At 56.9% G+C, this 24385-nt stretch carries 26 protein-coding genes, 1 tRNA gene and 1 pseudogene; 7 read left to right on the top strand and 21 right to left on the bottom strand.

What is annotated here, in order from left to right:
* Window positions 1-9: 9 nt before the first annotated feature.
* The gene (gene purD / locus HKD42_RS11605; RefSeq protein WP_170013514.1) at window positions 10-1302 is read right to left on the bottom strand and encodes a phosphoribosylamine--glycine ligase; all 1293 of its coding nucleotides are present in this window, start codon (window positions 1300-1302) and stop codon (window positions 10-12) included.
* On the opposite strand from purD, the gene xseA reads away from it, so the two are divergent.
* From xseA to HKD42_RS11625, 4 genes are read left to right on the top strand one after another with little or no spacing between them, the layout of a single operon-like run.
* The gene (gene xseA / locus HKD42_RS11610; RefSeq protein ID WP_170013516.1) at window positions 1301-2776 is read left to right on the top strand and encodes an exodeoxyribonuclease VII large subunit; all 1476 of its coding nucleotides are present in this window, start codon (window positions 1301-1303) and stop codon (window positions 2774-2776) included. The two genes, purD and xseA, sit on opposite strands and share 2 nt — an antisense overlap.
* 24 nt (window positions 2777-2800) lie before the next feature.
* Complete coding sequence (locus HKD42_RS11615; protein WP_170013518.1) at window positions 2801-3004, top strand: DUF2093 domain-containing protein; 204 nt, start codon at window positions 2801-2803, stop codon at window positions 3002-3004.
* Window positions 3001-3939 carry a M23 family metallopeptidase gene (locus tag HKD42_RS11620; protein ID WP_246236997.1) on the top strand — a complete coding sequence of 313 codons (939 nt, stop codon included), beginning with the start codon at window positions 3001-3003 and terminating at the stop codon, window positions 3937-3939. Before HKD42_RS11615 ends, HKD42_RS11620 begins: the two co-directional genes overlap by 4 nt.
* A 22-nt stretch (window positions 3940-3961) precedes the next feature.
* Window positions 3962-4996, top strand: a complete 1035-nt coding sequence (locus HKD42_RS11625) for an esterase-like activity of phytase family protein (RefSeq protein ID WP_170013520.1) — start codon at window positions 3962-3964, stop codon at window positions 4994-4996.
* A gap of 45 nt (window positions 4997-5041) precedes the next feature.
* On the opposite strand, the gene rpmB is transcribed toward HKD42_RS11625, so the two are convergent.
* Window positions 5042-5332 carry a 50S ribosomal protein L28 gene (gene rpmB / locus HKD42_RS11630; protein ID WP_170013522.1) on the bottom strand — a complete coding sequence of 97 codons (291 nt, stop codon included), beginning with the start codon at window positions 5330-5332 and terminating at the stop codon, window positions 5042-5044.
* A 170-nt stretch (window positions 5333-5502) separates the two neighbouring features.
* Between rpmB and tadA the strand changes: the two genes are divergently transcribed.
* A complete protein-coding gene (gene tadA, locus HKD42_RS11635; RefSeq protein WP_170013524.1) occupies window positions 5503-5958 on the top strand; it encodes a tRNA adenosine(34) deaminase TadA in 456 nt (151 codons plus the stop codon).
* A 33-nt stretch (window positions 5959-5991) separates the two neighbouring features.
* On the opposite strand, the gene HKD42_RS11640 is transcribed toward tadA, so the two are convergent.
* The 5 genes from HKD42_RS11640 to HKD42_RS11660 form a co-directional block, all read right to left on the bottom strand.
* Window positions 5992-6414: a metal-dependent hydrolase gene (locus HKD42_RS11640; protein WP_170013526.1), complete on the bottom strand. Its 423-nt coding sequence runs from the start codon at window positions 6412-6414 to the stop codon at window positions 5992-5994.
* A gap of 158 nt (window positions 6415-6572) precedes the next feature.
* Entirely contained in the window at window positions 6573-7295 is a 723-nt protein-coding gene (locus HKD42_RS11645) for a ribonuclease T2 family protein (RefSeq protein ID WP_170013528.1), read from the bottom strand.
* Window positions 7292-8155 (bottom strand): carboxylating nicotinate-nucleotide diphosphorylase, encoded by an 864-nt coding sequence (gene nadC / locus HKD42_RS11650; protein ID WP_170013530.1) that lies wholly within the window; start codon window positions 8153-8155, stop codon window positions 7292-7294. The genes HKD42_RS11645 and nadC overlap by 4 nt, the downstream gene beginning before the upstream one ends.
* Window positions 8156-8167: 12 nt before the next feature.
* Entirely contained in the window at window positions 8168-8965 is a 798-nt protein-coding gene (locus HKD42_RS11655; protein WP_170013532.1) for a LytR/AlgR family response regulator transcription factor, read from the bottom strand.
* Window positions 8962-10200, bottom strand: coding sequence for a sensor histidine kinase (locus HKD42_RS11660; RefSeq protein ID WP_170013534.1), 1239 nt, complete (start codon window positions 10198-10200; stop codon window positions 8962-8964). Before HKD42_RS11660 ends, HKD42_RS11655 begins: the two co-directional genes overlap by 4 nt.
* 112 nt (window positions 10201-10312) lie before the next feature.
* On the opposite strand from HKD42_RS11660, the gene HKD42_RS11665 reads away from it, so the two are divergent.
* On the top strand, window positions 10313-10930 hold the full coding sequence (locus HKD42_RS11665) for an HD domain-containing protein (protein ID WP_246236999.1): 618 nt from the start codon (window positions 10313-10315) through the stop codon (window positions 10928-10930).
* A 5-nt stretch (window positions 10931-10935) separates the two neighbouring features.
* On the opposite strand, the gene HKD42_RS11670 is transcribed toward HKD42_RS11665, so the two are convergent.
* The 9 genes from HKD42_RS11670 to HKD42_RS11710 form a co-directional block, all read right to left on the bottom strand.
* A complete protein-coding gene (locus HKD42_RS11670; RefSeq protein WP_170013536.1) occupies window positions 10936-11931 on the bottom strand; it encodes a PDZ domain-containing protein in 996 nt (331 codons plus the stop codon).
* 7 nt (window positions 11932-11938) lie between these two features.
* Window positions 11939-12646, bottom strand: a complete 708-nt coding sequence (locus HKD42_RS11675; RefSeq protein WP_170013538.1) for a DsbA family protein — start codon at window positions 12644-12646, stop codon at window positions 11939-11941.
* Between the two features lie 9 nt (window positions 12647-12655).
* Window positions 12656-14023: a M48 family metalloprotease gene (locus HKD42_RS11680; protein WP_170013540.1), complete on the bottom strand. Its 1368-nt coding sequence runs from the start codon at window positions 14021-14023 to the stop codon at window positions 12656-12658.
* A 10-nt stretch (window positions 14024-14033) separates the two neighbouring features.
* Window positions 14034-14981 (bottom strand): alpha/beta hydrolase, encoded by a 948-nt coding sequence (locus HKD42_RS11685; RefSeq protein WP_246237000.1) that lies wholly within the window; start codon window positions 14979-14981, stop codon window positions 14034-14036.
* Window positions 14982-15145: 164 nt separating this feature from the next.
* Entirely contained in the window at window positions 15146-16762 is a 1617-nt protein-coding gene (locus HKD42_RS11690; RefSeq protein WP_170013544.1) for a PAS domain-containing protein, read from the bottom strand.
* Window positions 16763-16889: 127 nt separating this feature from the next.
* Window positions 16890-17354, bottom strand: coding sequence for a DUF2141 domain-containing protein (locus HKD42_RS11695; protein ID WP_343042358.1), 465 nt, complete (start codon window positions 17352-17354; stop codon window positions 16890-16892).
* The gene (locus tag HKD42_RS11700; RefSeq protein ID WP_170013548.1) at window positions 17303-18034 is read right to left on the bottom strand and encodes a sterol desaturase family protein; all 732 of its coding nucleotides are present in this window, start codon (window positions 18032-18034) and stop codon (window positions 17303-17305) included. The genes HKD42_RS11695 and HKD42_RS11700 overlap by 52 nt, the downstream gene beginning before the upstream one ends.
* Window positions 18035-18081: 47 nt before the next feature.
* Window positions 18082-18603, bottom strand: coding sequence for an MmcB family DNA repair protein (locus HKD42_RS11705; protein WP_246237002.1), 522 nt, complete (start codon window positions 18601-18603; stop codon window positions 18082-18084).
* 57 nt (window positions 18604-18660) lie between these two features.
* Complete coding sequence (locus HKD42_RS11710) at window positions 18661-19059, bottom strand: hypothetical protein (protein WP_170013552.1); 399 nt, start codon at window positions 19057-19059, stop codon at window positions 18661-18663.
* Between the two features lie 140 nt (window positions 19060-19199).
* Here HKD42_RS11710 and HKD42_RS11715 point away from each other — a divergent pair.
* Window positions 19200-19276 (top strand) — tRNA-Arg (locus tag HKD42_RS11715).
* A gap of 510 nt (window positions 19277-19786) precedes the next feature.
* Here the strand turns inward: HKD42_RS11715 and HKD42_RS13480 are convergent.
* The 5 genes and pseudogenes from HKD42_RS13480 to HKD42_RS11745 all read right to left on the bottom strand — a co-directional run.
* Window positions 19787-20872 (bottom strand): annotated as a pseudogene (locus HKD42_RS13480) (recombinase family protein); the annotation flags it as partial.
* A gap of 13 nt (window positions 20873-20885) precedes the next feature.
* Complete coding sequence (locus HKD42_RS11730) at window positions 20886-21071, bottom strand: hypothetical protein (protein ID WP_170013554.1); 186 nt, start codon at window positions 21069-21071, stop codon at window positions 20886-20888.
* A 29-nt stretch (window positions 21072-21100) separates the two neighbouring features.
* Window positions 21101-22978, bottom strand: a complete 1878-nt coding sequence (locus tag HKD42_RS11735) for a hypothetical protein (RefSeq protein WP_170013556.1) — start codon at window positions 22976-22978, stop codon at window positions 21101-21103.
* On the bottom strand, window positions 22971-23279 hold the full coding sequence (locus HKD42_RS11740) for a hypothetical protein (RefSeq protein ID WP_170013558.1): 309 nt from the start codon (window positions 23277-23279) through the stop codon (window positions 22971-22973). The genes HKD42_RS11735 and HKD42_RS11740 overlap by 8 nt, the downstream gene beginning before the upstream one ends.
* On the bottom strand, window positions 23272-23997 hold the full coding sequence (locus tag HKD42_RS11745) for a hypothetical protein (RefSeq protein WP_170013560.1): 726 nt from the start codon (window positions 23995-23997) through the stop codon (window positions 23272-23274). The genes HKD42_RS11740 and HKD42_RS11745 overlap by 8 nt, the downstream gene beginning before the upstream one ends.
* Window positions 23998-24385 lie beyond the last annotated feature (388 nt).

Genomic DNA, 24385 nt, shown 5'->3' on the forward strand with positions numbered 1-24385 from the left:
AGCTGGGCTTTATTTACCCGCCTCCCGCGCGACTTCGCGCCAGCCAATGTCGCGGCGGCAGAAGCCGGTGTCGAACGTGATCGCGTCCACTGCTGTATAGGCGGCGCTTTGTGCTGCGGTCACATTGGCGCCGGTGGCGGTGACATTGAGCACGCGGCCTCCACTTGCAGTCAGTGATCCCGCATCATCGCGCTTGGTGCCAGCATGGAAGATTTTTGCGCCTTTCGCCTCGGCATCGCCCAGATCAACGGCGCCGCCTTTTTCAGGCGCTTCGGGATAGCCTTTCGCGGCCATCACTACCGTCAGCGCGGTTTCCTCTGCGAACTTGGCAGGTGCTTGCGCGGCCAAGTCACCTTTGGCGCAGGCGAGCATCACTTCGCCCAGATCGCTGTGTAGCCGGGTCATCAGCACTTGGCATTCCGGGTCGCCGAAACGGCAATTATATTCGATCAGCTTGGGGCCTTCGTCAGTCAGCATCAGCCCGGCGAAAAGTACGCCTGAGTAGGCCATTCCCTCGGCCCGCAGAGTATCGACGGTTGGCTGGATGATCTGGCGCATCACTTGCGCTTCCAATTCCGCCGTCAACACTGGTGCAGGGCTATATGCGCCCATGCCGCCGGTATTGGGGCCGGTATCGCCTTCGCCCACGCGCTTATGGTCTTGCGCGCTGCCGAAGGGCAGAATGGCGGTGCCATCGGTGAGTGCGAAGAAGCTCGCTTCCTCGCCGCGCATAAATTCTTCGATCACCACTTCTGCGCCCGCTGCACCGAAGCGCCCGCCGAACATATCAGTGAGGGCTACTACGGCTTCGGCATGGGTTTCGGGAATGACCACGCCTTTACCGGCTGCCAGCCCGTCTGCCTTCAACACATAGGGCGGGGTGAATTTGTCCAGCGTGCTGATCGCCTCGTCCAAAGATTTGGTGCGGACATAGCCAGCCGTGGGAATGTTGGCCCGTTCGCACAGATCTTTGGTGAAGCCCTTGCTGCCTTCCAATTGTGCGGCTGCCTGAGAGGGACCGAATACGGCAATGTCTTGATTGCGCAGGCTATCGCCCAAACCGTCTACCAGCGGCGCTTCCGGGCCGATAACGACCAAGCCGATGTCATGTTTGACGCAGAAACTGATCACGGCCGCATGATCGGCGGCATCCAGCGGGATGCATTGGGCATGATCTGCAATACCGGGGTTGCCCGGCGCAGCGTAGAGAGTATCGTGCGCCCCGCTTAGCAGTGATGACTGCGCCAATTTCCACGCCAATGCGTGTTCACGTCCGCCCGATCCCAGCAAAAGGATATTCATGTCCCGGTCTTCTTTCAGTGATGATCCCAATGAAGGCGGCTTGGTAGCGCGAAGCCGCTCGGGCGACAACGCAGAGCCGCTGTCGATCACCGAAATTTCCGCCAAGTTGAAGCGCACGGTGGAGGATCAGTTCGGTTACGTCCGGCTGCGCGGCGAATTGTCAGGCGTAAAACGCGCGGCATCGGGGCATCTCTATTGCAGCTTGAAAGACGAAAAGGCCGTTATTGATGGCGTGATGTGGCGCGGCAATGCGGGGCGGCTGGGCTTTGTGCCCGAAGACGGAATCGAAGTGGTCGCGACAGGTAAGCTGACGACCTATGCGGGCCGGTCCAAATACCAGATCGTGATGGAGGGGATGGAAATTGCGGGTGAGGGCGCTTTGCTGGCCCTGCTTGAAAAAACACGGACAAGGCTGGAGGCGGAGGGGCTGTTCGCCGCTGAACGTAAGAAGCCCTTGCCGTTCCTGCCCAAAACCATCGCTGTGGTCACATCGCCCACTGGCGCGGTTATTCGCGATATTCTGCACCGGCTGGCGGACCGTTTCCCCAGCCATGTGCTGGTCTGGCCGGTATTGGTGCAGGGCAAAGGCTCTGCGGAACAAGTGGCGGAGGCCATTCGCGGCTTTTCCGCTTTGCCTGATACAATGCCCAAGCCAGATGTGTTGATCGTGGCCCGCGGGGGCGGTTCGATCGAGGATTTGTGGGGCTTCAACGAAGAAGTCGTGGTCCGCGCCATTGCCGACTGCCCCATTCCGGTGATTTCCGCCGTCGGCCATGAAACCGATACGACATTGGCTGATTTTGCCGCAGACCGCCGCGCGCCCACGCCCACCGCCGCGGCGGAAATGGCAGTGCCGGTACGCGGAGAGCTGGCAGCGACGGTGGAAGATTTTGCCCACCGCCAGAAACGTGCCATCGTGCGGCCGATCACTCTGGGTAAGGAACGGCTGGATGCGCGCGCGCAGCGGCTGCCCAAGCTGGAGGCGCTGCTCCAACCATCGACGCAGCGGCTGGATGAAATGTCCGACCGTTTGCAGCGCGGATTGAAAGATCGGGCGAGCAAAGCGCGGGAGGCATTACAGGCCGATACAGCCCGTCTTTCTGCGCCGCTATTGCTGGCGAAAATTGACCGTGCGCGCGACCGGCTCGATGCTGTCAGACTAACCCCGGCCTTGGCGACAGGCCGGATGACCCGCGATGCGGAGCGATTGTCTGCGCTGGGCCGTGTGTTCAAATCCTTGGATCCCAAAGCGCCGCTCAAACGCGGATTTGTGCTGGTGAAAGATGCTCGCGGTAATCTGGTCCGCACCAAAGCCACCGCGGCTGCTGAAGGCCGTTTATCGGTCGAGTTTGCCGATGGTGTTCTGGATGTCGCGCCCTCAGGATCGGTTCAGGCGCCGCCCGCTAAACCCAAACCTCCTCGCAAAACCCGATCTGATCCGGCACAATCCCGCCAAGATGATTTGTTCGGATAGATACATCTTGTTAAAGGCACCCCCATGTTAATGTCCTCCGGCGATAAAGCCGCCAAACTCGCCTTTGGCCCCAACGGTTTCCGCGTGATGAAGCCTGGCCCCTATGTCCTGTGCGCTGTCACGGCGGAGCAAATTCCGCTGGAAGAATTGCGCTATTGGAGCGTCGATTTCCAAGAAGCGTATGCTAGCGCCGAAATCGCCACCCGCCGATTGGCTGACGGCGAATGAAAACGGTCGCTTCTATCCTTGGGTTGGCATTGTTGGCCGCGTGCGGCAGCGCGGCGATGGGCGGCGATGGCGCGGCCCCATCCGCGACAACGCAGCCGGAAATGCGCAGCGAGCCTGTCATCCGCACACAGGCGGTTACGTCCCCGCCACCTGCGCAACCGCAGCCCGAACGCACGGGTCCGGTCGAGTTCACTTATGCAGGTGAGCTGACTCAGGGCGGCTGGATTAAGGGCACTGCGCCGTTTGGCACCGTGAATGCGTTTTTGGGCGATGTCCCGCTAGAGCTGGATAGCGAAAATGGCTATTTCGCTGCGTTTGACCGTGATGCGGGCAGTGAAGCCGTGCTGCGCGCTGAACTTGCCAATGGCACCACCAAGGCGGCGCGGCTTTCGATTGCTCCGCGCAAATGGAATATCGAGCGCGTCAATGTGGCGCGCCGGTCTGGCGGTGCCAGTGCCGCCTTTATGAAACGCAGACAGCCGGAGCTGGACGCCATCTGGAATGCCCGCCTGAAAGTCACGGGTGCCACAGGGTACCGGCAAGACTTTATCTGGCCGGTCAAGGGCCGGATTTCGGGCCGTTTCGGATCGCAGCGTATCTATCGCGGAGAGCCGGGAAGCTATCATTCGGGAATTGATATCGCACCGGGGAATGGTGTGCCCTTTGTTGCTCCGGCTGACGGGGTGGTGGTGCTGGCGCGGAACAATTTCTCGCTCGAAGGGCGCTTGCTGATCATCGATCACGGATCGGGTCTCAACAGTGCGTTTCTTCATGCGTCCAAGCTCGCCGTGAGTGAGGGTGATATGGTCACGCAAGGCCAGTATATCGGCAATATCGGATCAACCGGCCGGGCAACTGGCCCGCATCTGCACTGGAGCATCAAATGGCGCAATGCGCGGCTTGATCCGCTGTTGTTTACCGGCCCGATGAACTGATCCCTCCGGCCGTGACGCGCCTATGACCCGTTCAAAAGCGAAACGCATATTCCGGTGGCTGGTGCTGATCGGGGTGATCGTCGGCCTGACCCCTGGCACATGGATCAGATCCCCTATACCCGAAGCCAATTACGATCAGATCCTTACGCTGACCCCGCTGGATGTGCCCGATAGTAATATAGGCGAGGTGGAGGTGACCGGCGTGTGGCACCTCACCAGCCCCAACAGCCTTTTCGGCAGCTATTCCTCTTTGCTGATTGATGATGATGGCCGGTTTCTGTCGGCCAGCGATGCGGGGCAGCTACTGCGCTTCCCCAAACCGGGAGCAGACGGGGATATTCGCATAGAAACCTTTGCCGGGCGTACTGTGCGGCGGAAGAAATATATCGATATTGAATCGCTTACGCGTGATCCGGATACGGGCCGGATATGGGTCGGTTTTGAAGGGTCCAATACGATTGAGCGGTTCGATGCTGCGCTGAGGGATAGCGACAGGGTGGAGCCCCCGCAGATGGAGGATTGGTCATCCAATTCAGGGCCGGAATCGATGGCGCGCTTGGCCGATGGCCGCTTTATCGTCGTGTCGGAAGGCTATAATGATTGGGGCGGTATCGGTTTTCCCGGTCTGCTGTTTCCATCCGATCCGGTGGCGGGTGCCGAAGCGCTGGAGTTCACTTTCAAGCCGCCGTCTGGCTATCGGCCGGTTGATATGGTCCAGATCCCTGATGGGCGCGCGCTGATCCTTGTCCGCGCGGTGCATTTCGCCCCGCTGCCCTATTTTACCGCGAAGATTGTTCTAGCCGATCCCGCAGCCATCGCAGAAGATACGGTGTGGTCAGGCGACGTGATCGGTGCAATCGCCCCGCCTATACCCAGCGACAATATGGAAGGCCTCACTTTTGAGGAGAATCTCGACGGAAGCCTGACCCTGTGGGTTATTTCCGACGATAATGGCGCGGGTTTTCTGCAGCGGACATTGTTGATGCGCCTTAGGTGGGATCCGGCACAGCCCACAGAAAAGGCGCCCGGAAATACCGAGCGCCTTTCTAAGCCGTAATATCTGATTGTATCCGACAGACTGCTGTCAGATCAGAGTGCCAGATTAGGCAGCTTCTTTAGTTGCCTTCTTAAGTTCACGCTTCACTTTGAGCGCGCCCTTGGAAAGCTTTTCGTCTTTCGTTTTAAGCAACCAATTGTCGAGACCGCCATTATGCTCAACCGAACGCAGACCATTGGTCGATACGCGGAATTTGAAGCTACGCTCCAGCTTTTCGCTGAGCAGAGTAACATTCTGCAGGTTAGGCAAGAAGACACGCTTCGTCTTGTTGTTGGCGTGGCTTACATTGTTGCCAGTTAGGCGACCTTTGCCGGTCAGTTCGCAGATGCGCGACATGGTTTCTCTCGTTCGGTTGGGGGCGGCCAAACAAATGCTGGCTGCCGAAATTTGCTGGGTGTTATCCCGGAAAGGCGCGCAACTAGCTTTCAGATACCGAATCGTCAAGCAAAACTCCCATAGCCAAGCCGTGAGTTGCGACCGCGTGCCGCACAGGGTAGCGCGTTGTCATGACCCGTTGGCCCCTTCCGCAACCCATGCAGCGCGCGCTGGCCCTCGCACAGCAAGCAGCCGAGCGGGGCGAAGTGCCAGTGGGCGCGGTAATAATGCGCGGAAACGAATGTATCGCAGAAGGCTATAACTCGCCGCGCGAGGATCATGATCCCACCGCCCATGCAGAGATTGTCGCGATTCGCGAAGCAGCCCGGATATTGGGCAATGACCGGCTGATCGACTGCGAATTATGGGTGACGCTGGAACCCTGCGCGATGTGCGCGGGCGCGATTGCTCATGCGCGGATTGGCAAGCTGTATTACGCGGCGGCCGATCCAAAGGGGGGCGCAGTAGAACATGGCACACGGGTGTTTGAGCAGGCGCAATGCTTGCACCGGCCAGACGTGTATTCGGGCATGGGCGCGAGCGAGGCGGCAGAGTTGTTAAAAGCGTTCTTTAGGGAGCGGCGATGATCACAAGGTCGGCTAACGACCCAATTGCGGACATCAGTCCGCGGTCGATTTCGTGCGAATAGCAACCCTTGTGACCGCGATGCACCCAGCTAACACGGCGGAAACAAGGCACAGCAAATGTATTTGCGGAATCGATACTAGTCCCAACAATGGGTTCATTTCAGCAAGCGGCCAGAGCGGTCGCATGTCTGCGTGCATCATGGCATCGAAAACGATGTGCGAGTAGGTTCCTACGAAAGCCGTTGAGAATGAGACCGACCACCCGAAATTGGAATGGCGGATTTGCAGAAGTTTTAGCACGTAGAGGCTGATAGGCCGTCCGATGAGGCCCGCAATCAAAGCAATAAGAAACGCGCCGAGGACCGTGTGAGTATAGCCGTGGAGGATGGTGTCGCCACGAACAATTCTCACTAGCGGCTCCAAGTCCATCAGAACTTGAGCACCTCCAAATACCATGAAACTGAATCTTCGGCCACCTACGGACTTGAACAGAACCCCAGGGCCCAAATGGAATGGCGTAAATGGCATCACCGTTGAGCTTAGCGTCTCTCAAACCGTTGTCTACAAATTGTCCAAGGCCGATTGTCCGTTCTCCACCCCACAAACTGCCGTCTTCACATCCCGCGCCAGATTTTCATCGGCGTGCTATCCGCCGGACCATAACGCCGCCGTTCGCATCTTTTGGGCATGAAGTCTTTGCCGTAACACAGCCTTACTTCTTCCAGCCATCCGCGCTGGTTCAAGTCGATGCCCACTGCCGAGCGCGGCCAGTCCGGGTTGGACCGGATGAAGGCATCGCGAAACTGCCCCGCCGTCAGCGCCTCGTCGCGCGAAAGGCGGTCGGTTGGCGGCATCCGCAGACTGTTCCACAATATGCGGGTGACTTTGAAATAGGTTTCCGGCTTGCGCACCATGCAGCTGCCATGTTTGGCCCATTGCCGCGCGAGCAGTTTGGCCGAGGGTGTCATGCACATATTCTGGCGCGCCTCTGCCGGGGAAAGCCGCCGCGGATTGCTGCACCATTGCGGCCATGTGTTTCTGCCATCGGGCCACAGGCCGTGGACGATAAAGCCAAACCGCCCGTTCCGGCCTGAACATTGGGTGCGCTGGCCCGATTGCATTTCGCGCCCCTTACAAAATTCAGGCGACCAGCTGAGCGCGAGAGTATAGCCGGTAATCGGAACAGAGCGGGGCGGCCTTTCGCGAGTGACTTGCGGGACAGAGATCGCCGCGGGCATCCGGCATTGATAGGCTTGGGCATAGGCGGGGGCTGTTGCTGCGCCATTGGCGGCGATGCCCACCAGAGCAGCGACTATCAGTGCCCCTGCCCGCCTCATTCGGGTGTGAAATCCAAACCGATATCAGCGGCGGGCGCGCTTTGCGTGAGCCTGCCAACCGAGACATAATCGACGCCGGTTGCCGCCTTGGCTTTGATCGTATCCAGATTGATACCGCCCGATGCTTCGGTGGGCACTCTGCCGGCCACCATTGCGACGGCTTCGCGCAAAATGGGCGGTTCCATATTATCGAGCAGCAGCCGCGTTGCCCCGGCGTGCAATGCGGGTTCGATCTGGTCCAGCCGGTCCACTTCGCAGATAATCTGCGCGACCCCGGCATCGCGGGCCCGGCGCACAGCTTCGGCCACATCACCGGCGACAAGAACGTGGTTGTCCTTGATCATCGCGGCATCCCACAGGCCCATCCGGTGATTATTGCCGCCACCCATACGCACCGCGTATTTTTCAAGGTGACGCAGGCCGGGAATGGTTTTGCGCGTATCGAGCAGGGTGCAGTCCGGATTGTCCATCACATCGACATATTCGCGGACCATGGTGGCGATGCCTGATAGATGCTGGACTGTGTTAAGCGCGGCGCGTTCTGCGGTCAGCATCGCGCGGGCATTGCCCGACAGGCGCATCAAATCGGTCCCGGCTGGCACTTGCGCGCCTTCCTCGACCAGAATTTCGATGTCCATTGCCGGTTCCAGCGACCGGAAAAACGCCTCGGCCACCGGTAATCCCGCGACGGATATTGGATCGCGGCTATCCATCACCCCTGAAAAGCGCGCATCGGCCGGAATAACGCTTTCGCTGGTTACATCATGGCCGCCGCCCGGCAGCCCTTCACCAAGATCTTCGGCCAATGTGTCCGTGACGAATTTCTGGAGGTCGAACCCCTCAAGCGACCAGTGAGTCAAAGCCCGCTCTCCTCAATGTACAAAGCGCGCGACGACATCGCGGTACGACCGGCTGACTTTCACTTCCGCGCCCGAATCCAGCACCAAGAAGCATTCGCCATTGGTGTGCGGCTTCACTTGCCGGACCTGGTCCAGATTGACGATGGTCGAGCGGTGGACACGCTGGAATTTGCGCGGATCAAGCCGCCGTTCCAGATCCTTCATCGTTTCCCGCAGGATCAGCGAATTGTCGCCCGTATAGATGCACATATAGTCGCCGGCGGCTTCGATATGTTCGATTGTTTCCACCTCGACCCGGAAGATCTGGCCGCGATCTTTCACATTGATCAGTTTTTCAAACCGTTCGGCGCTTTCACCGTCATTCTCGGTAAATTCTTCCGCCGCATCGGGCGCAACCTCGGCGAGAACGTTGAGGAGTTTTTCCGCATCTTCGCTGGATTTCTTCTCCGCCAAACGGACCCGAACCCGTTCGATCGTATCCGCCAACTGGTCTTCATCCACCGGCTTCATCAGATAATTGACTGCATTGGCTTCAAAAGCCCGAACCGCGTGTTCCTGATATGCTGTCACAAAAACAATCAGCGGCGGCTGTACGCCCATGACGCCTTTGACCACGCTAAATCCGTCAAAACCGGGCATCTGGATGTCGAGAAAAACCACATCGGGTTTTTGCGTTTTAATCTTGCGGATGGCTTCGCGGCCATTGACGCAAGTATCGATAATTTCGACATCATCGAAGGCTTGCAAGCGCAGCTGTAATCCTTGGATGGCGAGTTTTTCATCATCAACGATAATCGCACGGATGGTCATGTGACGGTTCCAATCTGCCCGTTAGGGATGGGTTGTTCGGGGGATGACACTGGCTTGGGGGCGTCCAGCGCATGGGGCGGCGGTTGAAGTGTTGCCGCAGCAGAGGGATCGTTTTCGCGGGCCTCACGAGCCGTTTCGTAGGGTAGCTCAATAATCACAGTGAACCCGCCGGTTGGCGGCGTCCGGATTTCAAACAGATGGTTATCGCCATAAGCTTGCGCAAGCCGGTCACGAATATTGGGCAAGCCGACACCAGTAGACACGGCCTGATTATCACCGGTCACGGCATCGGGCAGGTGCGGCCTTCCGCCTTTGGCGTGCAATCCGGGCCCGGTATCGGACACGGTTATACGCAGCCTTGTGCCAACCAGCTGCGCAGATAAGCTGATCCGCGCGCCTTCTTCTTGCGGCGACACAGCATATTTGATCGCGTTTTCCACCAAGGGCTGGAGCAGCATTGACGGCAAGCACCCTTTGGCCGCTTCCGGCTCGATCCGGAATTCTGTGCGCAGGCGTTCTTCAAACCGCATCCGCTCAATACCCAGATAGAGCTGCAATGTCTCAACCTCTTGGGCGAGCGTTACCTTGCCGCTCGCCTGAGTCAGCAACGTATGGCGCAGGAAAGAGGATAGGCGCGTCAGCATCGCATTGGCGGGCTCGGTCTGTTTGAGCAAAACCAGTGTGCTGATGGAATTGAGGGTATTGAACAGGAAATGCGGATTGAGCTGGTAACGCAGCATGGCCAGCTGCGCGCTGGTGGCCTGCATTTCCAATCGTTCCAGCCGGTCTGCCTGTTCTTCCACCTGAAGGAAAAAATTGATCGCATAATAGAGCGCAGACCATGCACCCAGCAGCGTCATTGGCAGATAAAACAGGCCAATCAGCAATTGCGTGAAAGACGTGTCATCATTGGTCCGCGTCAATTGTAGAACCCACGCATCGACAAATGTGTACAGCCCCACCGACAGAGCCAGCACGAATGCAGTGATACCCCATGTGATCACCGGCCGGCGGTTAATCAGTTCTCTGTAGATTACTGAAAGCACCAACGTGACCGAAAATCCGGTGATCGCGCTGATCAGGAGTTGCAGTAAAAGCGAAGGGGGCTGCTGGTTCGCAATCGCCGCCATCGCGCGCAGCAGAAATGCACCGCCCCAACCCGCAAATTGCATGGTCCAGAAGGCCCGGTTCTTATTCGCGAAGAACGGCGTGGGTTCAAAGGGCAAGACAGCCATAAGTGTACCCTTAGACCAACTTTTGCCGAAATAGCATTGCTGTTTTGTGGATTGCGCGACTTACTGTATCGTACATAAGACAATTCGCGGAAAATCATGGGAGATGGGCGGAATGGATATCAAAACCGGGCAGATGGAAGCTGGGCAGACGGCGGTTGGGGCGGACCACGCCAAATTTCGCGAGATGAAAGAAGGCACTCAGGAAGACTGGTCAATTATCAGCAAGCATTACATGGAGTTTGCCTCTGACCTTCCCGACCGCGTGCTAACCCATTTGAAGTTGCTTGAGGGTGATTTTGGCGGCTTTCCGGTCTGCCGGATGGAGCATTCACTCCAAACAGCGACGCGCGCTCACCGTGATGGCCGCGGTGAACGCTATGTGGTGATGGCACTGTTGCACGATATCGGTGATACGCTGGGAACTTATAATCACCCCGAAGTCGCAGCCGCCATTCTGAAGCCGTTTGTGACTGAGCAGGAGCACTGGATTTGCCAGCATCACGGCGCCTTTCAGGGATATTACTTCTTCCATTTCCTTGGAATGGACAAAGATGTGCGCGACACATTCCGCGACAGTCCACACTTTGATGCCTGCGCAGAGTTCTGCGAAAAATACGATCAGGCGGCGTTTGACCCCGACTATGACAGCGAAAGCCTGGAGTTCTTCGAACCAATGCTACGCCGTGTGTTCGCAAAACCGCTCAGTTCGATGTATGTCAGCGACGACTAACCGGCTTAATTCGGCGCGCGGATAATGCCGGGTTGCCGGGCAAAGTCGCTCGGCCAGTGCGCGCTGCCATGCTGTGCCATGGACTGCGCCACCAAAGGCAGTTCGGCGGCGATAAATTCTGCCCGTTCATCCCAGCCATCATGGGTGCGCTTGCGGAAAATCCCGCCGCTATGGCGCGGTCCCCAGCGGTTCATAAACTGCAAGGCTGCCTCTGGCGGATAGCCCGCATTGGCGAGCAGCCACGGCATCAACCGATCTGCTTCCCGCTCCGTCTGACGCACATTCTTGCGCTTGCGGCCGTGCTTATCCAGCCACTGTGTATGGCCCAAGACGACATGCGCCAATTCATGCGCGAGCAGCGCGGCAAATTCTGCTTCGGGATAAGCAAAAGCGGGACTGTCCTCTCCAATCGCGACCCGGTACCCGTTGGTGCTGGCATTGGCGCTGTTGCTGATCAGTTCAAAATGGCCGGCGCATATGACATTGCCGCGGGCTGTCATGGCCCCGGCGTTTTCGGCATGGAGTAGAGACAGCGCGACCGTACCGCTGGCGCCCAGCGATTCCGTAATCATGCGGTTGATCGTCACCAGCCGTTGCCACGGCTCGGATTCGGATAAAGGCAGAGATCGCAGCGGCTTGCCGTCCACCGCAATCAATTCCGCCCCGACCGTTATACCGGCTTGATCAGCCCCTGCACCCGGAACCACTGCTTGCACGAAGAAATCCCCTTCAATGCCGCGCACATTGCGGATCGCCTTGGCTTGCCCATAAGCACCTGCGTCTTGGACCAACATACCGATGGATTTTTCGGTGTCCGTACAGAACGATGCATTGCCGGTGAGCAGCCGCCATCCAGTCTGTTGCAAGTACGCATCGTGTTTCTGGAGCGCGGCAAAACGCTCTGCCAAATCTGTGTTGCCTGCATCGCTGCCTTGGGAAGGCACCGGCGCGGCTATCAAACAGCCAAGCGCAAGGAATAATCGTGCGAACGTGGCGGGCATCAGCGCGTTACGATGCGCTGGCTGCGTCGATGGCTTCCTGCAATTTGGCCACGCCGACAGCGCCTTCAAACGTGCTGTCCCCGACGACCCAGCTGGGCGTGCCGGAAAAGCCGAGTTGCTGCGCGAATGCTGTGTTTTTGGATAGTTCAAATCCGGCTTCTGGTGAATTGATGAATTCTTCTGCCAACGCCAAATCCAACCCAGCCGCCCCGGCTGCGGCCAGAATGTTAGCTTGGCTAGGGGGACCTTGCGCAAACATTGCAATATGGAATGCGTCAAACTTGCCTTGTTTGGCGGCGGCCAAAGCCATTTTTGCGGCGCGATCGCTGCCTTCAAATATTGGCCATTCGCGTACCACGACACGCAATTCAGGGTTCTTGGCGATGAGTTCTTGCACATGCTGGGTGCTCATCCGGCAATAGCCGCAGCCATAATCGGTAAATTCGACCAGCGTCACTGAACCTTGCGGATTGCCCAATACTGCCCCGGGGAACGGCGCGCTAACGTCACCTGCCACGTCGGCGAGCCTTTTGCGGGCTTCTTGCCGTTCATAATTGGCGACCATTTCCGGAAGAATTTCCGGATTCTCCAGCAAATAGGCTTTCGTTTGGGCATGGCCCATGCCCGCCCATGAAAAGATAGCTGCACCGCCAAAGCCAAAGATGAACGCAAAACAAGCCGTGAGGGCGAGCGACCGGATAGATGTGTTTCCCATCCTGCTGCGCTAGCGCCTGTCGCGCAGCTGCTCAAGCTCGGCGCGGGCTTGCAAGCCAATATCTTGCGCGCGTATCCAATCGGGCGACCCTTCCGGCAGGCCCGCTTCCGCCACCTGCGCGCTACGGATCGCCAAGTCATATTGCCGCCGCATAATCTGCTGTTCTGCGCTGGCCAGCCGCGCTCTGGGCATATCGCCACTCGCGGCATACACCACGCCCAACTGATACCATGCAAATGGGTTATAACGGTCACGGGCCACCGCCGTTCGCAAGATGTGCTCCGCTTCTTCAAAGTGGGTTTTGTCTTCCGTTGCGATCAAGGCGTGGCCAAACATCGAGGCTATCAGCGGCTCACTCCGGCTGAGCTTGGTCGCTTTACGCAGCGGTATCAACGCGTCTTGCGGCCGGCCCGATTCGAGCAGCACTTGCCCTTTCAGTTCGAGAAAATACGGATCATCGGGATCGCTCGCCAGCAGCTCTTCGGCCTCGGCCAGTGCTTTGTTGACCAAGGCATCCTTGTGATAGGCATAAGCGCGGGCATATCGGGCGGGCGTGTCTGTCCGTGTTTCGGGATAGCGCTGCAATGTTCGCCGCGGTTCGGATTGGTATCCAAACAGCTTTGCTTTCACGCGTTCAAACCGCCTTTGCAGTTCAGGATCATCCGGCGCGTTCCAGGCGGGATCAGCCTCGTACGTGTCGCGCAGCACTGCAATCCGGTCACCGGACAGCGGGTGAGTTCGGCTAAAGGTGGCTTCATCCGCCTGGCTGCGGCCATAGCGAAATTCAAGATTTTGCAGTTTTCCGAAAAACTCCAGCGATCCCCGGCCTGATATGCCCGCGCGGGACAGATATGTTGCCCCGGCAGCATCGGCACTCGATTCCTGCACGCGTGAGAATGCCAGAAATCGTCCAATGGCCGCTTGTTGTCCCGCGGCAATAACGCCCAGACCTGCCTCGCTTGCGCCAGCAAGAACCGCAGCTGCGCCAAGTATCATCGACAGGATGGAGATATTTCCCGCTTTACTGATGCCTTCGCTCGACCGGATAATATGCCCGCCGGTGATGTGGCCCAATTCGTGGGCAATCACGCCTTGCACTTCGTTAGCGGTGTCAGCGGCGTCGATCAGGCCGCCATGAATATAGACCACTTGGCCGCCAGCAACGAAAGCGTTGATTGAGGGATTGTTGATCATCACGATGTCAACATTTTGCGGCTCTAAGCCCGCGGCCTCTACCAGCGGAGCGGCCATGTCACGCAGCAGCGCCTCTGTTTCCGCATCGCGCAGGATCGATTGCGCTTGAACAGGTTGAACCGCCATTGAAATGGCAGCGATCAGGGCGAGTAAGCGTGCCAATAAGCGATGTGGGTTCGACATGGGATAGAGGCTAAGGCGATTCTGCCTGAACGGGAACTGAAATCTGCGTTTGGCGGGCCTGTTCTGTCTCTTTGACGAAATCCGTGATCGCTTCCAGCACGGCGGGATCACGGCGCCACGGGCTGGCGATGGCGGTCAGAATGGCGATATGGTCCATTTCCGGGAAAAACCGCGTTTGCGCAGTGCCGCCCATCTCGGATATTTTAGCGGCCAGAACGCGGGTATTGCGCGGGCGCACAACCGTGTCTTTCTCGCCGCTCATCAACAGCATGGGCGGGGCATCCCCGCGGGCGAAAGCGATCGGCTGCGTCACCTGTTCCGCGTTGGGTGTGCTGCCAAAGGTGAATTTGGTGGAATCGCTATCGAAAGGGAAAAAATCATATGGGCCGGACAGCCCGATAACGCCCTTGATTGCGTCATCATCCAAACCCGCACGGCCAAGCCACTGCCGATCCAATGCAGTCATCACGACGTTGTAAGCACCGGCGGAATGGCCAGAGATATAGATGGCGTCGGGATCACCGCCATACCGCGCGATGTTGTGTTTCGTCCACGCGATCACGCTGGCAGTGTCTTCCAGAATTGCGGGGAAAATACTTTCGTCGCCCAACCGATATCCGGCGAGGACTACGACAAACCCTTCCGGCGCGATGGCGCGGCCAATAAAGCCGTAATCATCCGGATCGCCGCTGCGCCAACTGCCGCCATGGGCAAAGACCAGCACCGGCTTTGGCCCGGTATCATCGCCATCAGCCGCGCCATCAGCCGCATAAACGGCCAGCTTCTGGAATGCGGAATCGCCATATGTGTGGGTCATCACAAGTTGCGTGCCGCGATCACCACCAGTCAGCCGATCTACGGCGTTCAACACTGCCGGGCCGTTACGATTGATCGCGAATTGCAGCGCAATAAATGCGGCAATGGCCAGAACCACAATTGTACCAATGGTCCACGCCATAAGTTTTCTGCCCTTCGTCGCCATTGCCGCCCCGAGATTGTGTAATATCGCGGGGGCGATGTGCGGCGGGAAGGGCCGATATGCAAGCCTGGTGTGAACGGGCCGCAGCGCAAGGCTGCTTGATCAGCCCCGAAGATCATCCGGCAAAGGGAGCAAGAAACGCTCTAAATAAGCTTGCGGGCCACCTTTTCGACCAAAGCGATATCGTCTGATACTTCGCCCAGCACAACCACTTCGCCAGTGGTTAAGCGGCGGATCATCACGACACCAAATTCCGCCCCTTGCGGGTCGATGGAATCGAGTGAGTGTGTTTCCAATACGCGCAGCTTCTTGGCGATCTTTTCGCGCGGCCGGTCGGCTGGTTCAACGGTCTTTCCACTTTCTTCCTTGCGGATGCGCCGTTCGGTAGAGACAACGCCTTTCAGGCCGCCTTCCGCATTGGCGAGAAAGCTCTGCAAGCCGCCGCGTTCAATACCGACACGCTGTGCGTGCGACAGGACGGAAGCATATTCGGTCAGGCGGGTTTTGTCATAATCGGCCCCGAATACCAATTTCACGATTGGCGTCATCGGTGCGCGATCTTGGACGGTTAGGCCATTGTCACTGATCAGCTCGTCAAATTCTTCTGGCGCATCTTGGGCAGCGAGGCAGACGTCGTAAGCACGGCTGACGGCAGCATAGAGCGTAGCACGAGTGCGATCTTCCGAACTGTGCGCATCTTGCGCGAGTTGGCGCGCCTCGGCGAGGCAGTCATACAAGTCGGCTTGATCTTCACCTTGGACTTCCACCACATCAGGCGAAGACACCGCCGCGGCTGGCGCTTCATTATCGGCAGGATTGTCGAAGCGGTCTTCCAGTGAAGAGCTGCCAAAGCCCTTGGATAGAACCGAGAAGTCGGGATCTTGTTCGCCTTCATCCAGCTCCTCATCATCAAACTCGGCCGAGAGCTTGGAGACGCTGCTTTTGCGAGGGTGGATCAGGGATGCCATCCGGGACACGACCGGATCATCATCCATCGTATTGTCGTCCTCGGCATTTTCCTCGGAACCACCAATGCCCAAATCAGGAGCGCTGAATGCGGGTGCGGCCGGCTCTTCTTCAGAGCCATCTGCTGACAGTGCATCGGCGGCCGGGCCATCTGCCCAGTCGGTTACCGGCTCGGCATGGCGAGGCTCGGCATCCTCGGCTTCAAGGGCTTGATCAATTTCCAGCAGCAATTCGTCAGAGGTGATTTGATCCGCCATCTCTTTCCAATTGATCACACCATAGATGAAGTCAATTGTTTCGCCATCGCTGGAATAGGGCAGCAGAATGCCGCGATACAGGATTGTGGCATCGCGCTGGTTGATGAATTCAGCCTCGAAACCAATCGGTGCCTGATTCGCCAAAATTTGCATGTAGTGATCGGTGATGCGGCTCAGAAGTGACCGGCTGGGCACATCCGACAACGTTTCAATTTGCCCCTCAGTGCCGCATTCATCCGCCAATTTATCGCCAAGGAATTGCACCCCGGGATTGTCCATACCAGCAGTAAAATCGAGCAGCACACTGAACGGACCGAAGTCTGTCAGCGCATCTGGATCAAGGTCTTCTATCGAGGGGAAGCTGCGGTCTTCGAGCTGACCGGCCCAATGATTATAGGCGCGCACTTGCATGCGGCGCTCATCTGTGCCGATGGCAGCGGGTGGCGGCTCATGGCCTGCCTCGTCATCCGCATAGTCATAATCGCGCTCGTCATCGCCAAAACCGGCTGAATCAAAGTTTCCGCGCAAATTATCCATGGCCCCAAAAGCCCCCTTGGTGGTGTTTCAAGGAGCCTTTTGCAGGGGTGTGGTAAACATTGCGTTAAGAACGCTTTACCAGTCAGATGGACCGGTTGGCGGGTTGGCGTCGGTGATCAACCGCGTGTTAGAGCATGTAGCGCATTTTGATCGTTTGCGCCTGATCTGCCGTGCCGACGTCAAATGCCGCAGCTTTGAATTTGGGCGGCCCCATTCGTACTTTGGCGTCACGGGAAAACCCGTATCCTTCTTTGGGCATCATCATCAGCGCCCGGTCTGCTTTGCCATTATCATTCTCATCATGCAGCATCGCGATGGCATAGCGGCCCGGTTTGACGTTTTTGAAGCGGAAGGTCACCGTTGTACCCGCAGGGACAACAGCGGAATAGGAATTGGCGTCACCGCGGCATTTGGGAAAGCGTTTGGGATTGGTGGTCATACAGGCGCGCACCACGCCTTCATCAGACCGCAGATTCGTGGCGGTGACGGTGACCGTGCTGCCGCCGGCACTATTGCTGACCAGCATGATCGCTGCTGCGCTTAACGATCCTGCGGCAGAAAGGCGCCGGACAGTCCCCGATCGGTTCCGCACAGCCGGTCCCAAAACCGAAAATATAGACCGTAATTGCATGAATATGCCTCATGATGTTTCTGATGATGGCTGGCTGTTATCAGCCAATTCCCCAACCGGGAATGAACAAGTGCCCTAGGGAACATTTCCCATCCCATGTGATTGGTGATCCCCATGATGGTCATGATCGCCAAAACACCGCCTAGCACGCCCACATGTACGGGAATGACAAATACCAGAAACGGGATCACCACCGCGCCGGTTAATGCCTCAATCGGGTGAAAGCTCATCGCCGCCCACGCCGTTGGCGGGCGACTGGCATGATGGACCGCATGGGCACGTTTGAACCATTTGGGTTGATGCATCCACCGGTGGGTCCAGTAAAACCACGTGTCATGGGCCAACAAATAGAGCAGCAGAGATAGCGGTGCATACCATAGAGGGTATTCTGACAGATCGGAGTAGACCACTGTCCACCCTTGATGGCGCCATCCCCAAGCGACAATCCCTGCCGGGACGCCATATATCGCAGCAGAGAGCAGCGACCAGCCAATCTCTGTACGGATTTGCCCGCCCATTGCATCATACAGCCCAGGCCGGACCCGCGATGTCGCCCAGGCAAAAAAACCGCTGGTTATCACATAGCGGACCGCCACAATGGCAGTCATCAAAATCGCAGCAGTGGTTATTGCGAGCAGCATTGCGGGCCTTATGCCGCAGCCAATCGCTCAGTAACAGGCTTAATGATCTAAGGCTTCCAAGCGCTGCATTCCGGATCCGCAGCGATCACCTGCCGGCGCATGGATGCGCGCGCCAAACGCTCTATCTCGACCTTGCGCCGAGCAGCAGCCAGCGGGCGCGACGGCGCAGGCCGGACGATTTCCGCATCATAGGCATCGGCCATAATCACGCCGCAGCTATCCGGCATAAATGCCTCACCAGATAGCGGGCTGGCATCGAATTGCGTGGGCAGTCCCCAGTAAAAGCGGTCGCAATATTCCAGATAGTCGGGCCATTTATGGTCCCCGAGCAAGTCCGCGCGGCTTACTTTGATCTCAACAATAACAATCCGTCCCTTCGGATCGATCCCCATAAGATCCGCCCGCCGTCCGTTGCGCAGCGGCATTTCGGACACGCACCAAATATCGTTGCGGCCAAACAGGCGGGCAATTCCGCGCGCCACAGATTGCGCGCTGGGTGATGCCTCTGCGACGCCCGCTAATGGCTCGGTTGGTACGGATTTCGGCAGGGTTAAGGCAGGCTCAGACATGAGTCTGAAATGGAACATAAAAAGAACATGGTCAAGCGTTCTATTTCTGGTCCGGGTCTAAGCAGTGCGGCGCGGCCCCATAGCGCCAGCTTCCGGCAGCAGCGCCAAAACCGCTTCGCGTGCCGCATGATATTCGCGCCATAGAGTTATCGCCGCAGCGGTAGCGTCTTGGCCCCGTGCATTGACGGCGAGCAAAGCGGCAAGACCGGGCTGCATCATCGCAGTCATATCGGCCACTTGGTTCTTTGCCAGTTCCAGCCGCCATCCATCGACATCTTTGATCAATACTGGAAACTGCCGCGTTTTCTGGGATGGTTCTTCCGGTGCAAGGTTGGCCAGGGTCGCGATTGCGCTCCCCGCATCCTGCAACGCCGCCCACTGTCTGGTCAGCGTGCTGGCCCCGCGCGACGGTTCCGCATTGACGGGTTTTGAAAATCGTGGCGGTGTCTGATCCATGGCGCATCGCGATAAGGCAAAGCCATTGCCAAATCGCTAATGGGCCTCTTCGTGCGTGTAATGCGTTTAGCACTGGCAAGGCCTTCGCCCCTTTGCTAAGCGGCCCCAATATCGAAGCGCAACACCGCGCTTTAGCATCAGCACCCGTAGCTCAGCTGGATAGAGCGCTGCCCTCCGAAGGCAGAGGCCAGAGGTTCGAATCCTCTCGGGTGCACCATTCCCGTTCAGTTCTGGGCACCGCATGCGGCGGTGTCCCGTTTGCTGCGCGGGACAGAGCGGTCTTGGTTCCCATAATACGAACGACGTCGTTGCCCACCTCGACCCGTGAGATGAGAAGGTCCACATATGCCTGACGCAAAGGGTTGGTGCGATCGCGCATCGTATTTGAGATCAGATCGCCAAACTTGGTCAGAATCTGTGGTGTGATGGCCTTTGCAGGGTCGGCCAGCTTGCGCTCGAGGGCGTCAATGTCCGCTGCCAACGCGCGTTTCTGTGCCGCAATTTGACCCAATTCTTTTTCGACCTGAGGGTCGTCTGGTGAAAGAATTCCGTTACGGACTAGTTTGATAACTGAAGCACTTTCACCTTCCAGGCGAGTCTGGCGTGACCGAAGACTTTTCAGTTCCTTGCGATCCTGAGTTTCGCCATGTGCACTGCGATCAAGCCATGCTTCCAGAAGTTTGGAAAGGCGGTCGGGTGCCAGCACCTTTTCAATTACACTTTCAACAACAAGATTGTCGAGCTTGTCCATTGGGGTCCATCGACCTGGGCATTCGGATTTCCCCGCTTTGCTGGAAGCATGACAAGCGTAATATCGGTGCTGACCAGATTTGCCTGTGGCGGTCGTCATGCCGCCGCCGCATCCATCTTCATTTCCGGTTCCGCACTTGACCTTTTTGGTGAGAAGATTCTTCTTCGTGCGCTCTGCAGCGCTGCCCATCTTGGGATCGCGCGCTGACATTTGGGCCTGCGCTGCATAGAAAAGTTCTTCGTCAATGATTGGCGGCACACTCATGGGAACCCACTCTGATTCCGGACGAGTGACCTTGGCGCGTGAATCGCGCTTGTTGAAAAACACGACGCCAATGTAGGCAGTGTTCGTAAGGATGAAGTGGACGTTGGAGACGTGGAATTTTTTCCCACGAACGGTGTCACCACGCTCGTTTAGCAAAGCCGCTAGTTTGGTGATGCCGATCGGTCCGTTAGGCGTGCCATGAACATACGTGCTAAAAATGAAGCGCACGAGTGGAGCGGTCTCCTCGTCCACTACGAGCTTTTTGCGATCTTTTCCCTTCGGCTGCGGAACACTGGTGGTTTTGAACCCCAAGGAAGGCGTCTGACCGTTCCAGTATCCACGGCGGGCATTCTCAAGCATCGTGCGTTTGACGTGCTTCGCATTTTCTGCCGAATGATACTCATCGAAGATCGCTACCATCGAAAGCGCCAGCTCTCCTGCGGGATCGCTAGAAAAATCCTGCGTTATCGAGATCAGTTTGATGCCGGCCGCACGAAACTCTGCACGAGCCTGGAGATAGTCCAAAGCATTCCGAAACATCCGGGAAAGCGAATGGGTGATGACCACGTCGAAATGTCCATCTCTGCCGTCGGTGAGCATCTCCTGATAAACTCGCCGTGCGGTAGTTGTCGCACTCGCACCCGGCTCAATGTAGGTCTTTACATATGTGCCAGCACGTTCAGAAACATATCGTTCGCCTTGGGCCTGCTGGTCCGGGATTGAAATATTATTATTGGCCTGCTCAATTGTGCTAACACGGGCGTATACCACGCATTTGCGGCCCGCCAGACTATCCATATATAATCCCTTCTTACTTCCTATTCGCTTCGCCTTCGAACAGCACGATGATTTGTTGGCCTATCAATCGATCGAGCAACTCGGCCTCTGTCGCCGCATTTTCTGGAAGCACGATTTGCAGCTCGACCTTCTCTGGCAGTGCAACCAGTCGCCGCGAATCTTCTCGGCTTGCCTCGTTTTGTGATGCCTTCGCTTTCATGACGACGCTTGTTGCGCATCGTCAAAATCCTAGTGGTGCAGGTAAGTCAGAATCGGCTTTGCCATCGACGCAGCCCAACCTGCGAACTTAATTCCCTTTCGCCGAAAGAATGCATGCATCGGATCAAGCGAGAACTCGCCGAGTGTCATGGCGAGATTCTGTGCTGCCCGATCCTCGATCCGCGAAGGGGCATATCGGTAGAGATCGATATCTGAGAGAATTTCCTGCACGATCAACGGTGACGTCAACGGAAGATTGGCGATCTTACCCTGCTGCGCAACCAATCTGCGGCCAATCCAAAAACCAATATCATTGAGTTTTTTAGGCATCTCATACCAAAGTGTAGGACGATACTCGGCGGTGAAGCCCGGCAGTCCTTTTACTGGTTTCCTCGCAGCCAGCTTTTCCATGTTTGAAAGCAGTCTGGCTTTGATCTTCACATTGGTGTCCACAATAGAGAGTGATGGCTCGACACTTTCTTCAAAATGCGTGCCGATGAATCTCTTTTTCGTTGCTACGGTCTGCGGCTTAGCATTTTCATTGCCACAAAAGCTGGAAGGCAGTTCGCTGCCACGCTCGTTCCTCGCCTGAACAATCTCAAACTCCCTGCAAAGTTTCTTGTAGGCTGCCGTGTGCGCTGTTTCGAGCCACGCATTCGCAATGCGTGCTATGGCCTGCCTGCGGCTCACTATCGAAAGTTTATTGTGCGGAGCCCGTTTTGGTAATCTTGCGTGTCGATACTTCATGTTGAAAGCTTCAGCAGCCGATGCGAGTTGAAATTGGCCAAAATAGGCATGCTCGATCCAATTCAGACCGTAATGTTTTGCGAGATACTCCGTTCTGACGACCACCTTGCCGCCCCTGACCTTTCTGTCCCGCCGATGATCGGGATGAGCGATCACAGCCTGAGCGACAAATCCTGAACGCGACTGGTCGGAAGAACCAGATAATCTTGCTAAAGTATCTTCAGGCCCGTTCGAAATCGCATCATTCAATATGCAGAAAGCCTTTTCAGTATGTTTGATGCCAGCCAGAGCATTGCGGCTGCTCATGACGCGTTCCTCGGGAACCAGCGCGTAGGTTTGCAACGGGACAAGCGTTGTCAGACCAGCGATGCAATTTTCGAAAATCTTGTAGCCTGAACCGACATAATCAGAATTGACTGCCGCCAAGTCCTCAACGGCAGACGCTATTGTAAGACGACTTCCGTCCGCACGGAACGACAAGGTAATTTGCGCCGTCACATTCTGGGCAAGGCGCTGAAATTCTGAAAGCAGCACGAGGAACAGGAACGGAGGCAGATAATCCTTTCCGCCGGTTGTCTCCCAACGCGCAAGGGTTTCTGGTGGCCATTTCCAATCCAAAAGGTCCGGACAGATCTCCAGCGCTTCCTCAAAACGCTTACTTGCCAGCATTCTTCCGATTTCGGGCTCTTTGATCAGGGCAGCATGCACAAAATCGGCCGCATCCCGGTTTGTGTGTCCGAAGAGCGAAAAGATAAGCCAGTCCCGGTCGGCCAGAGGCCTTACTGCTGAATTTCGTCTGGCCACAGTCGAGTAGAAATCGCCGGGGGCTGTTTTGACAAAATCTTCGTCAGCATAGGTGTCTTGCGCCTCCGGTAGAATTCGGGCCAGCCTCCAGAACCCGTTATACAGTTCTGCCCTGGTCATTTCCGCATGAACCACCGCCGGCCGGGACGGATCGATCTCGGTGAGGCAGGAACCAGTCAGCAGAAGAGGAGTGCGCCACATTCCAAAATTTGGCGGATCGGGTGCGGAACGATCGTTCGTAAAGTCCCACCCGACAATGCTGGCGGCGTAGAGACTTTCGGTGCTGGCATCATCGATGCGCTTTCCCAGCCTTTCGCGTTCACACACGAGTGCGATACGTGCGCCTGGGTCAAGCATCAGTTGCTCCGAACGGATCCGGCAGATTCTTGAGATCGGCCCTGAGCTGTTGTTCAAGGTGCCGTGAATGCAGGTCAATTTCCGAACACCACACCATATGCTCGTCCAGCATATCGCTATAGTCGTCCAAATCCTTGAGGATTTGCTCTCGTTCGCCGCGTGACCATGATCCCTCCGCGCTGCTTCTTGCGATAAGTGACGCCCGATATTCGCTTATGTCCTCTTCAAGCGCTTCAATGCTCGGATAGCGGCAACGCTTATGTCTCAGTTGGACCAGCCTTTCAGTATTCGGATCATCCATCAGGATTCTCCGAACTTGACGAGCTTTTAGGTTGTGCTGCCTCATCGCGAACAGGCTTGCTGGCTGGCTGGTTGGTTGGCGGCGCTGTCACCGGTTGTGAATCGGTCTCGGCCGCTAGCGCAGCGCGAAAGCGAAGGTTGGCATCGTGGTTGTCGAGCCAGTCATGTGCTTCGCCGCACTTCAGGTTGAGAGGCTGCTGGATGCCGAGGTGTTCTGCAGTTCTCCAGATCAGGAAATACTGGTTCTTGGTGGCAGGCTTATCACGCCAGCTTGTCTTGTCAGGGTTTTCGGCCTGCCATTTCTTGAATCCTTCGACCTCTGCTTCATATTCGCGGCGAGCGCGATCCCAGTGCTGGTGTTTTCCCAGCTCAGTCCAATCTGTGTAGTTGGCCCGCACAGCGTCATATTCGACGCTCAGTATTGAAGCCTCTGCTTTCGCATTGGCGAATGGTGTCACCGCCTCCACATAATCACTGAGTGACAAGTTACGGAGGTGGAACAGCGCTTCGGCGTGTTCACCGGTGAATCCAATACGTCTGGCTTCTGCGGTCAGGGCCATTGCATGCCATTTGTCGGACTTGGTCGTAGCGAATAGTCTGCTTTTAACGGCACGCAGTTTCCGCTTTTTTTCGGCCGCTTGATCCTGGATTTTCTGCAGCTTTGCTTCTTCCCTGCGCAGTTCCTGCTCCAGCGCGGCGGTCGCTTTATCGTAATACATTTAAAATGCTCCTTGTCCGGATGTTCGAACAGGCACGATAGGCTGAGTGATCGCGTCTAAAGCTGCAACTAAGTCGCGAAGTCAGGGCTGCGACTGGATTGCCGTGTGCAACGTCATAATCGGCAGAGATGCCCACTACGGATATTGGCGGTTGGGAATTACGCAGAAAAATGGTCACAGGTCGTCCTTTTCACCCCCGTCCAAAAACGGGGTCTAATGGTGAAAAGCGACCTGTTGGACAGTCACTTAAGGGGAATTTTCAACCCACGGACGACGCCTCCGACTATTCGTCGACGGCAACAAGACGCCTGTCTGCAGCGTCAGGTTATGGCTTACCAGCTTCTTGCCATCCCGGCGTATCAGCAAAGACCATCACATGGTCCAGACT

It is taken from the genome of Pontixanthobacter rizhaonensis (assembly GCF_012972675.1).
GTDB classification, from domain to species: Bacteria; Pseudomonadota; Alphaproteobacteria; order Sphingomonadales; family Sphingomonadaceae; genus Pontixanthobacter; species Pontixanthobacter rizhaonensis.

What these genes read in the sequence shown, in the direction of transcription:
- rpmB (WP_170013522.1), bottom strand. Translation starts at nt 5,332, where the DNA reads ATGTCGCGCATCTGCGAACTGACCGGCAAAGGTCGCCTAACTGGCAAC.
- purD (WP_170013514.1), bottom strand. Translation starts at nt 1,302, where the DNA reads ATGAATATCCTTTTGCTGGGATCGGGCGGACGTGAACACGCATTGGCG.
- HKD42_RS11620 (WP_246236997.1), top strand. Translation starts at nt 3,001, where the DNA reads ATGAAAACGGTCGCTTCTATCCTTGGGTTGGCATTGTTGGCCGCGTGC.
- HKD42_RS11615 (WP_170013518.1), top strand. Translation starts at nt 2,801, where the DNA reads ATGTTAATGTCCTCCGGCGATAAAGCCGCCAAACTCGCCTTTGGCCCC.
- HKD42_RS11640 (WP_170013526.1), bottom strand. Translation starts at nt 6,414, where the DNA reads ATGGTATTTGGAGGTGCTCAAGTTCTGATGGACTTGGAGCCGCTAGTG.
- HKD42_RS11740 (WP_170013558.1), bottom strand. Translation starts at nt 23,279, where the DNA reads ATGGATGATCCGAATACTGAAAGGCTGGTCCAACTGAGACATAAGCGT.
- HKD42_RS11745 (WP_170013560.1), bottom strand. Translation starts at nt 23,997, where the DNA reads ATGTATTACGATAAAGCGACCGCCGCGCTGGAGCAGGAACTGCGCAGG.
- HKD42_RS11665 (WP_246236999.1), top strand. Translation starts at nt 10,313, where the DNA reads ATGGATATCAAAACCGGGCAGATGGAAGCTGGGCAGACGGCGGTTGGG.
- HKD42_RS11660 (WP_170013534.1), bottom strand. Translation starts at nt 10,200, where the DNA reads ATGGCTGTCTTGCCCTTTGAACCCACGCCGTTCTTCGCGAATAAGAAC.
- HKD42_RS11680 (WP_170013540.1), bottom strand. Translation starts at nt 14,023, where the DNA reads ATGTCGAACCCACATCGCTTATTGGCACGCTTACTCGCCCTGATCGCT.
- HKD42_RS11670 (WP_170013536.1), bottom strand. Translation starts at nt 11,931, where the DNA reads ATGCCCGCCACGTTCGCACGATTATTCCTTGCGCTTGGCTGTTTGATA.
- HKD42_RS11685 (WP_246237000.1), bottom strand. Translation starts at nt 14,981, where the DNA reads ATGGCGTGGACCATTGGTACAATTGTGGTTCTGGCCATTGCCGCATTT.
- HKD42_RS11730 (WP_170013554.1), bottom strand. Translation starts at nt 21,071, where the DNA reads ATGAAAGCGAAGGCATCACAAAACGAGGCAAGCCGAGAAGATTCGCGG.
- xseA (WP_170013516.1), top strand. Translation starts at nt 1,301, where the DNA reads ATGTCCCGGTCTTCTTTCAGTGATGATCCCAATGAAGGCGGCTTGGTA.
- HKD42_RS11675 (WP_170013538.1), bottom strand. Translation starts at nt 12,646, where the DNA reads ATGGGAAACACATCTATCCGGTCGCTCGCCCTCACGGCTTGTTTTGCG.
- HKD42_RS11645 (WP_170013528.1), bottom strand. Translation starts at nt 7,295, where the DNA reads ATGAGGCGGGCAGGGGCACTGATAGTCGCTGCTCTGGTGGGCATCGCC.
- HKD42_RS11735 (WP_170013556.1), bottom strand. Translation starts at nt 22,978, where the DNA reads ATGCTTGACCCAGGCGCACGTATCGCACTCGTGTGTGAACGCGAAAGG.
- HKD42_RS11710 (WP_170013552.1), bottom strand. Translation starts at nt 19,059, where the DNA reads ATGGATCAGACACCGCCACGATTTTCAAAACCCGTCAATGCGGAACCG.
- HKD42_RS11690 (WP_170013544.1), bottom strand. Translation starts at nt 16,762, where the DNA reads ATGGATAATTTGCGCGGAAACTTTGATTCAGCCGGTTTTGGCGATGAC.
- tadA (WP_170013524.1), top strand. Translation starts at nt 5,503, where the DNA reads ATGACCCGTTGGCCCCTTCCGCAACCCATGCAGCGCGCGCTGGCCCTC.
- HKD42_RS11705 (WP_246237002.1), bottom strand. Translation starts at nt 18,603, where the DNA reads ATGTCTGAGCCTGCCTTAACCCTGCCGAAATCCGTACCAACCGAGCCA.
- HKD42_RS11700 (WP_170013548.1), bottom strand. Translation starts at nt 18,034, where the DNA reads ATGCTGCTCGCAATAACCACTGCTGCGATTTTGATGACTGCCATTGTG.
- HKD42_RS11625 (WP_170013520.1), top strand. Translation starts at nt 3,962, where the DNA reads ATGACCCGTTCAAAAGCGAAACGCATATTCCGGTGGCTGGTGCTGATC.
- HKD42_RS11655 (WP_170013532.1), bottom strand. Translation starts at nt 8,965, where the DNA reads ATGACCATCCGTGCGATTATCGTTGATGATGAAAAACTCGCCATCCAA.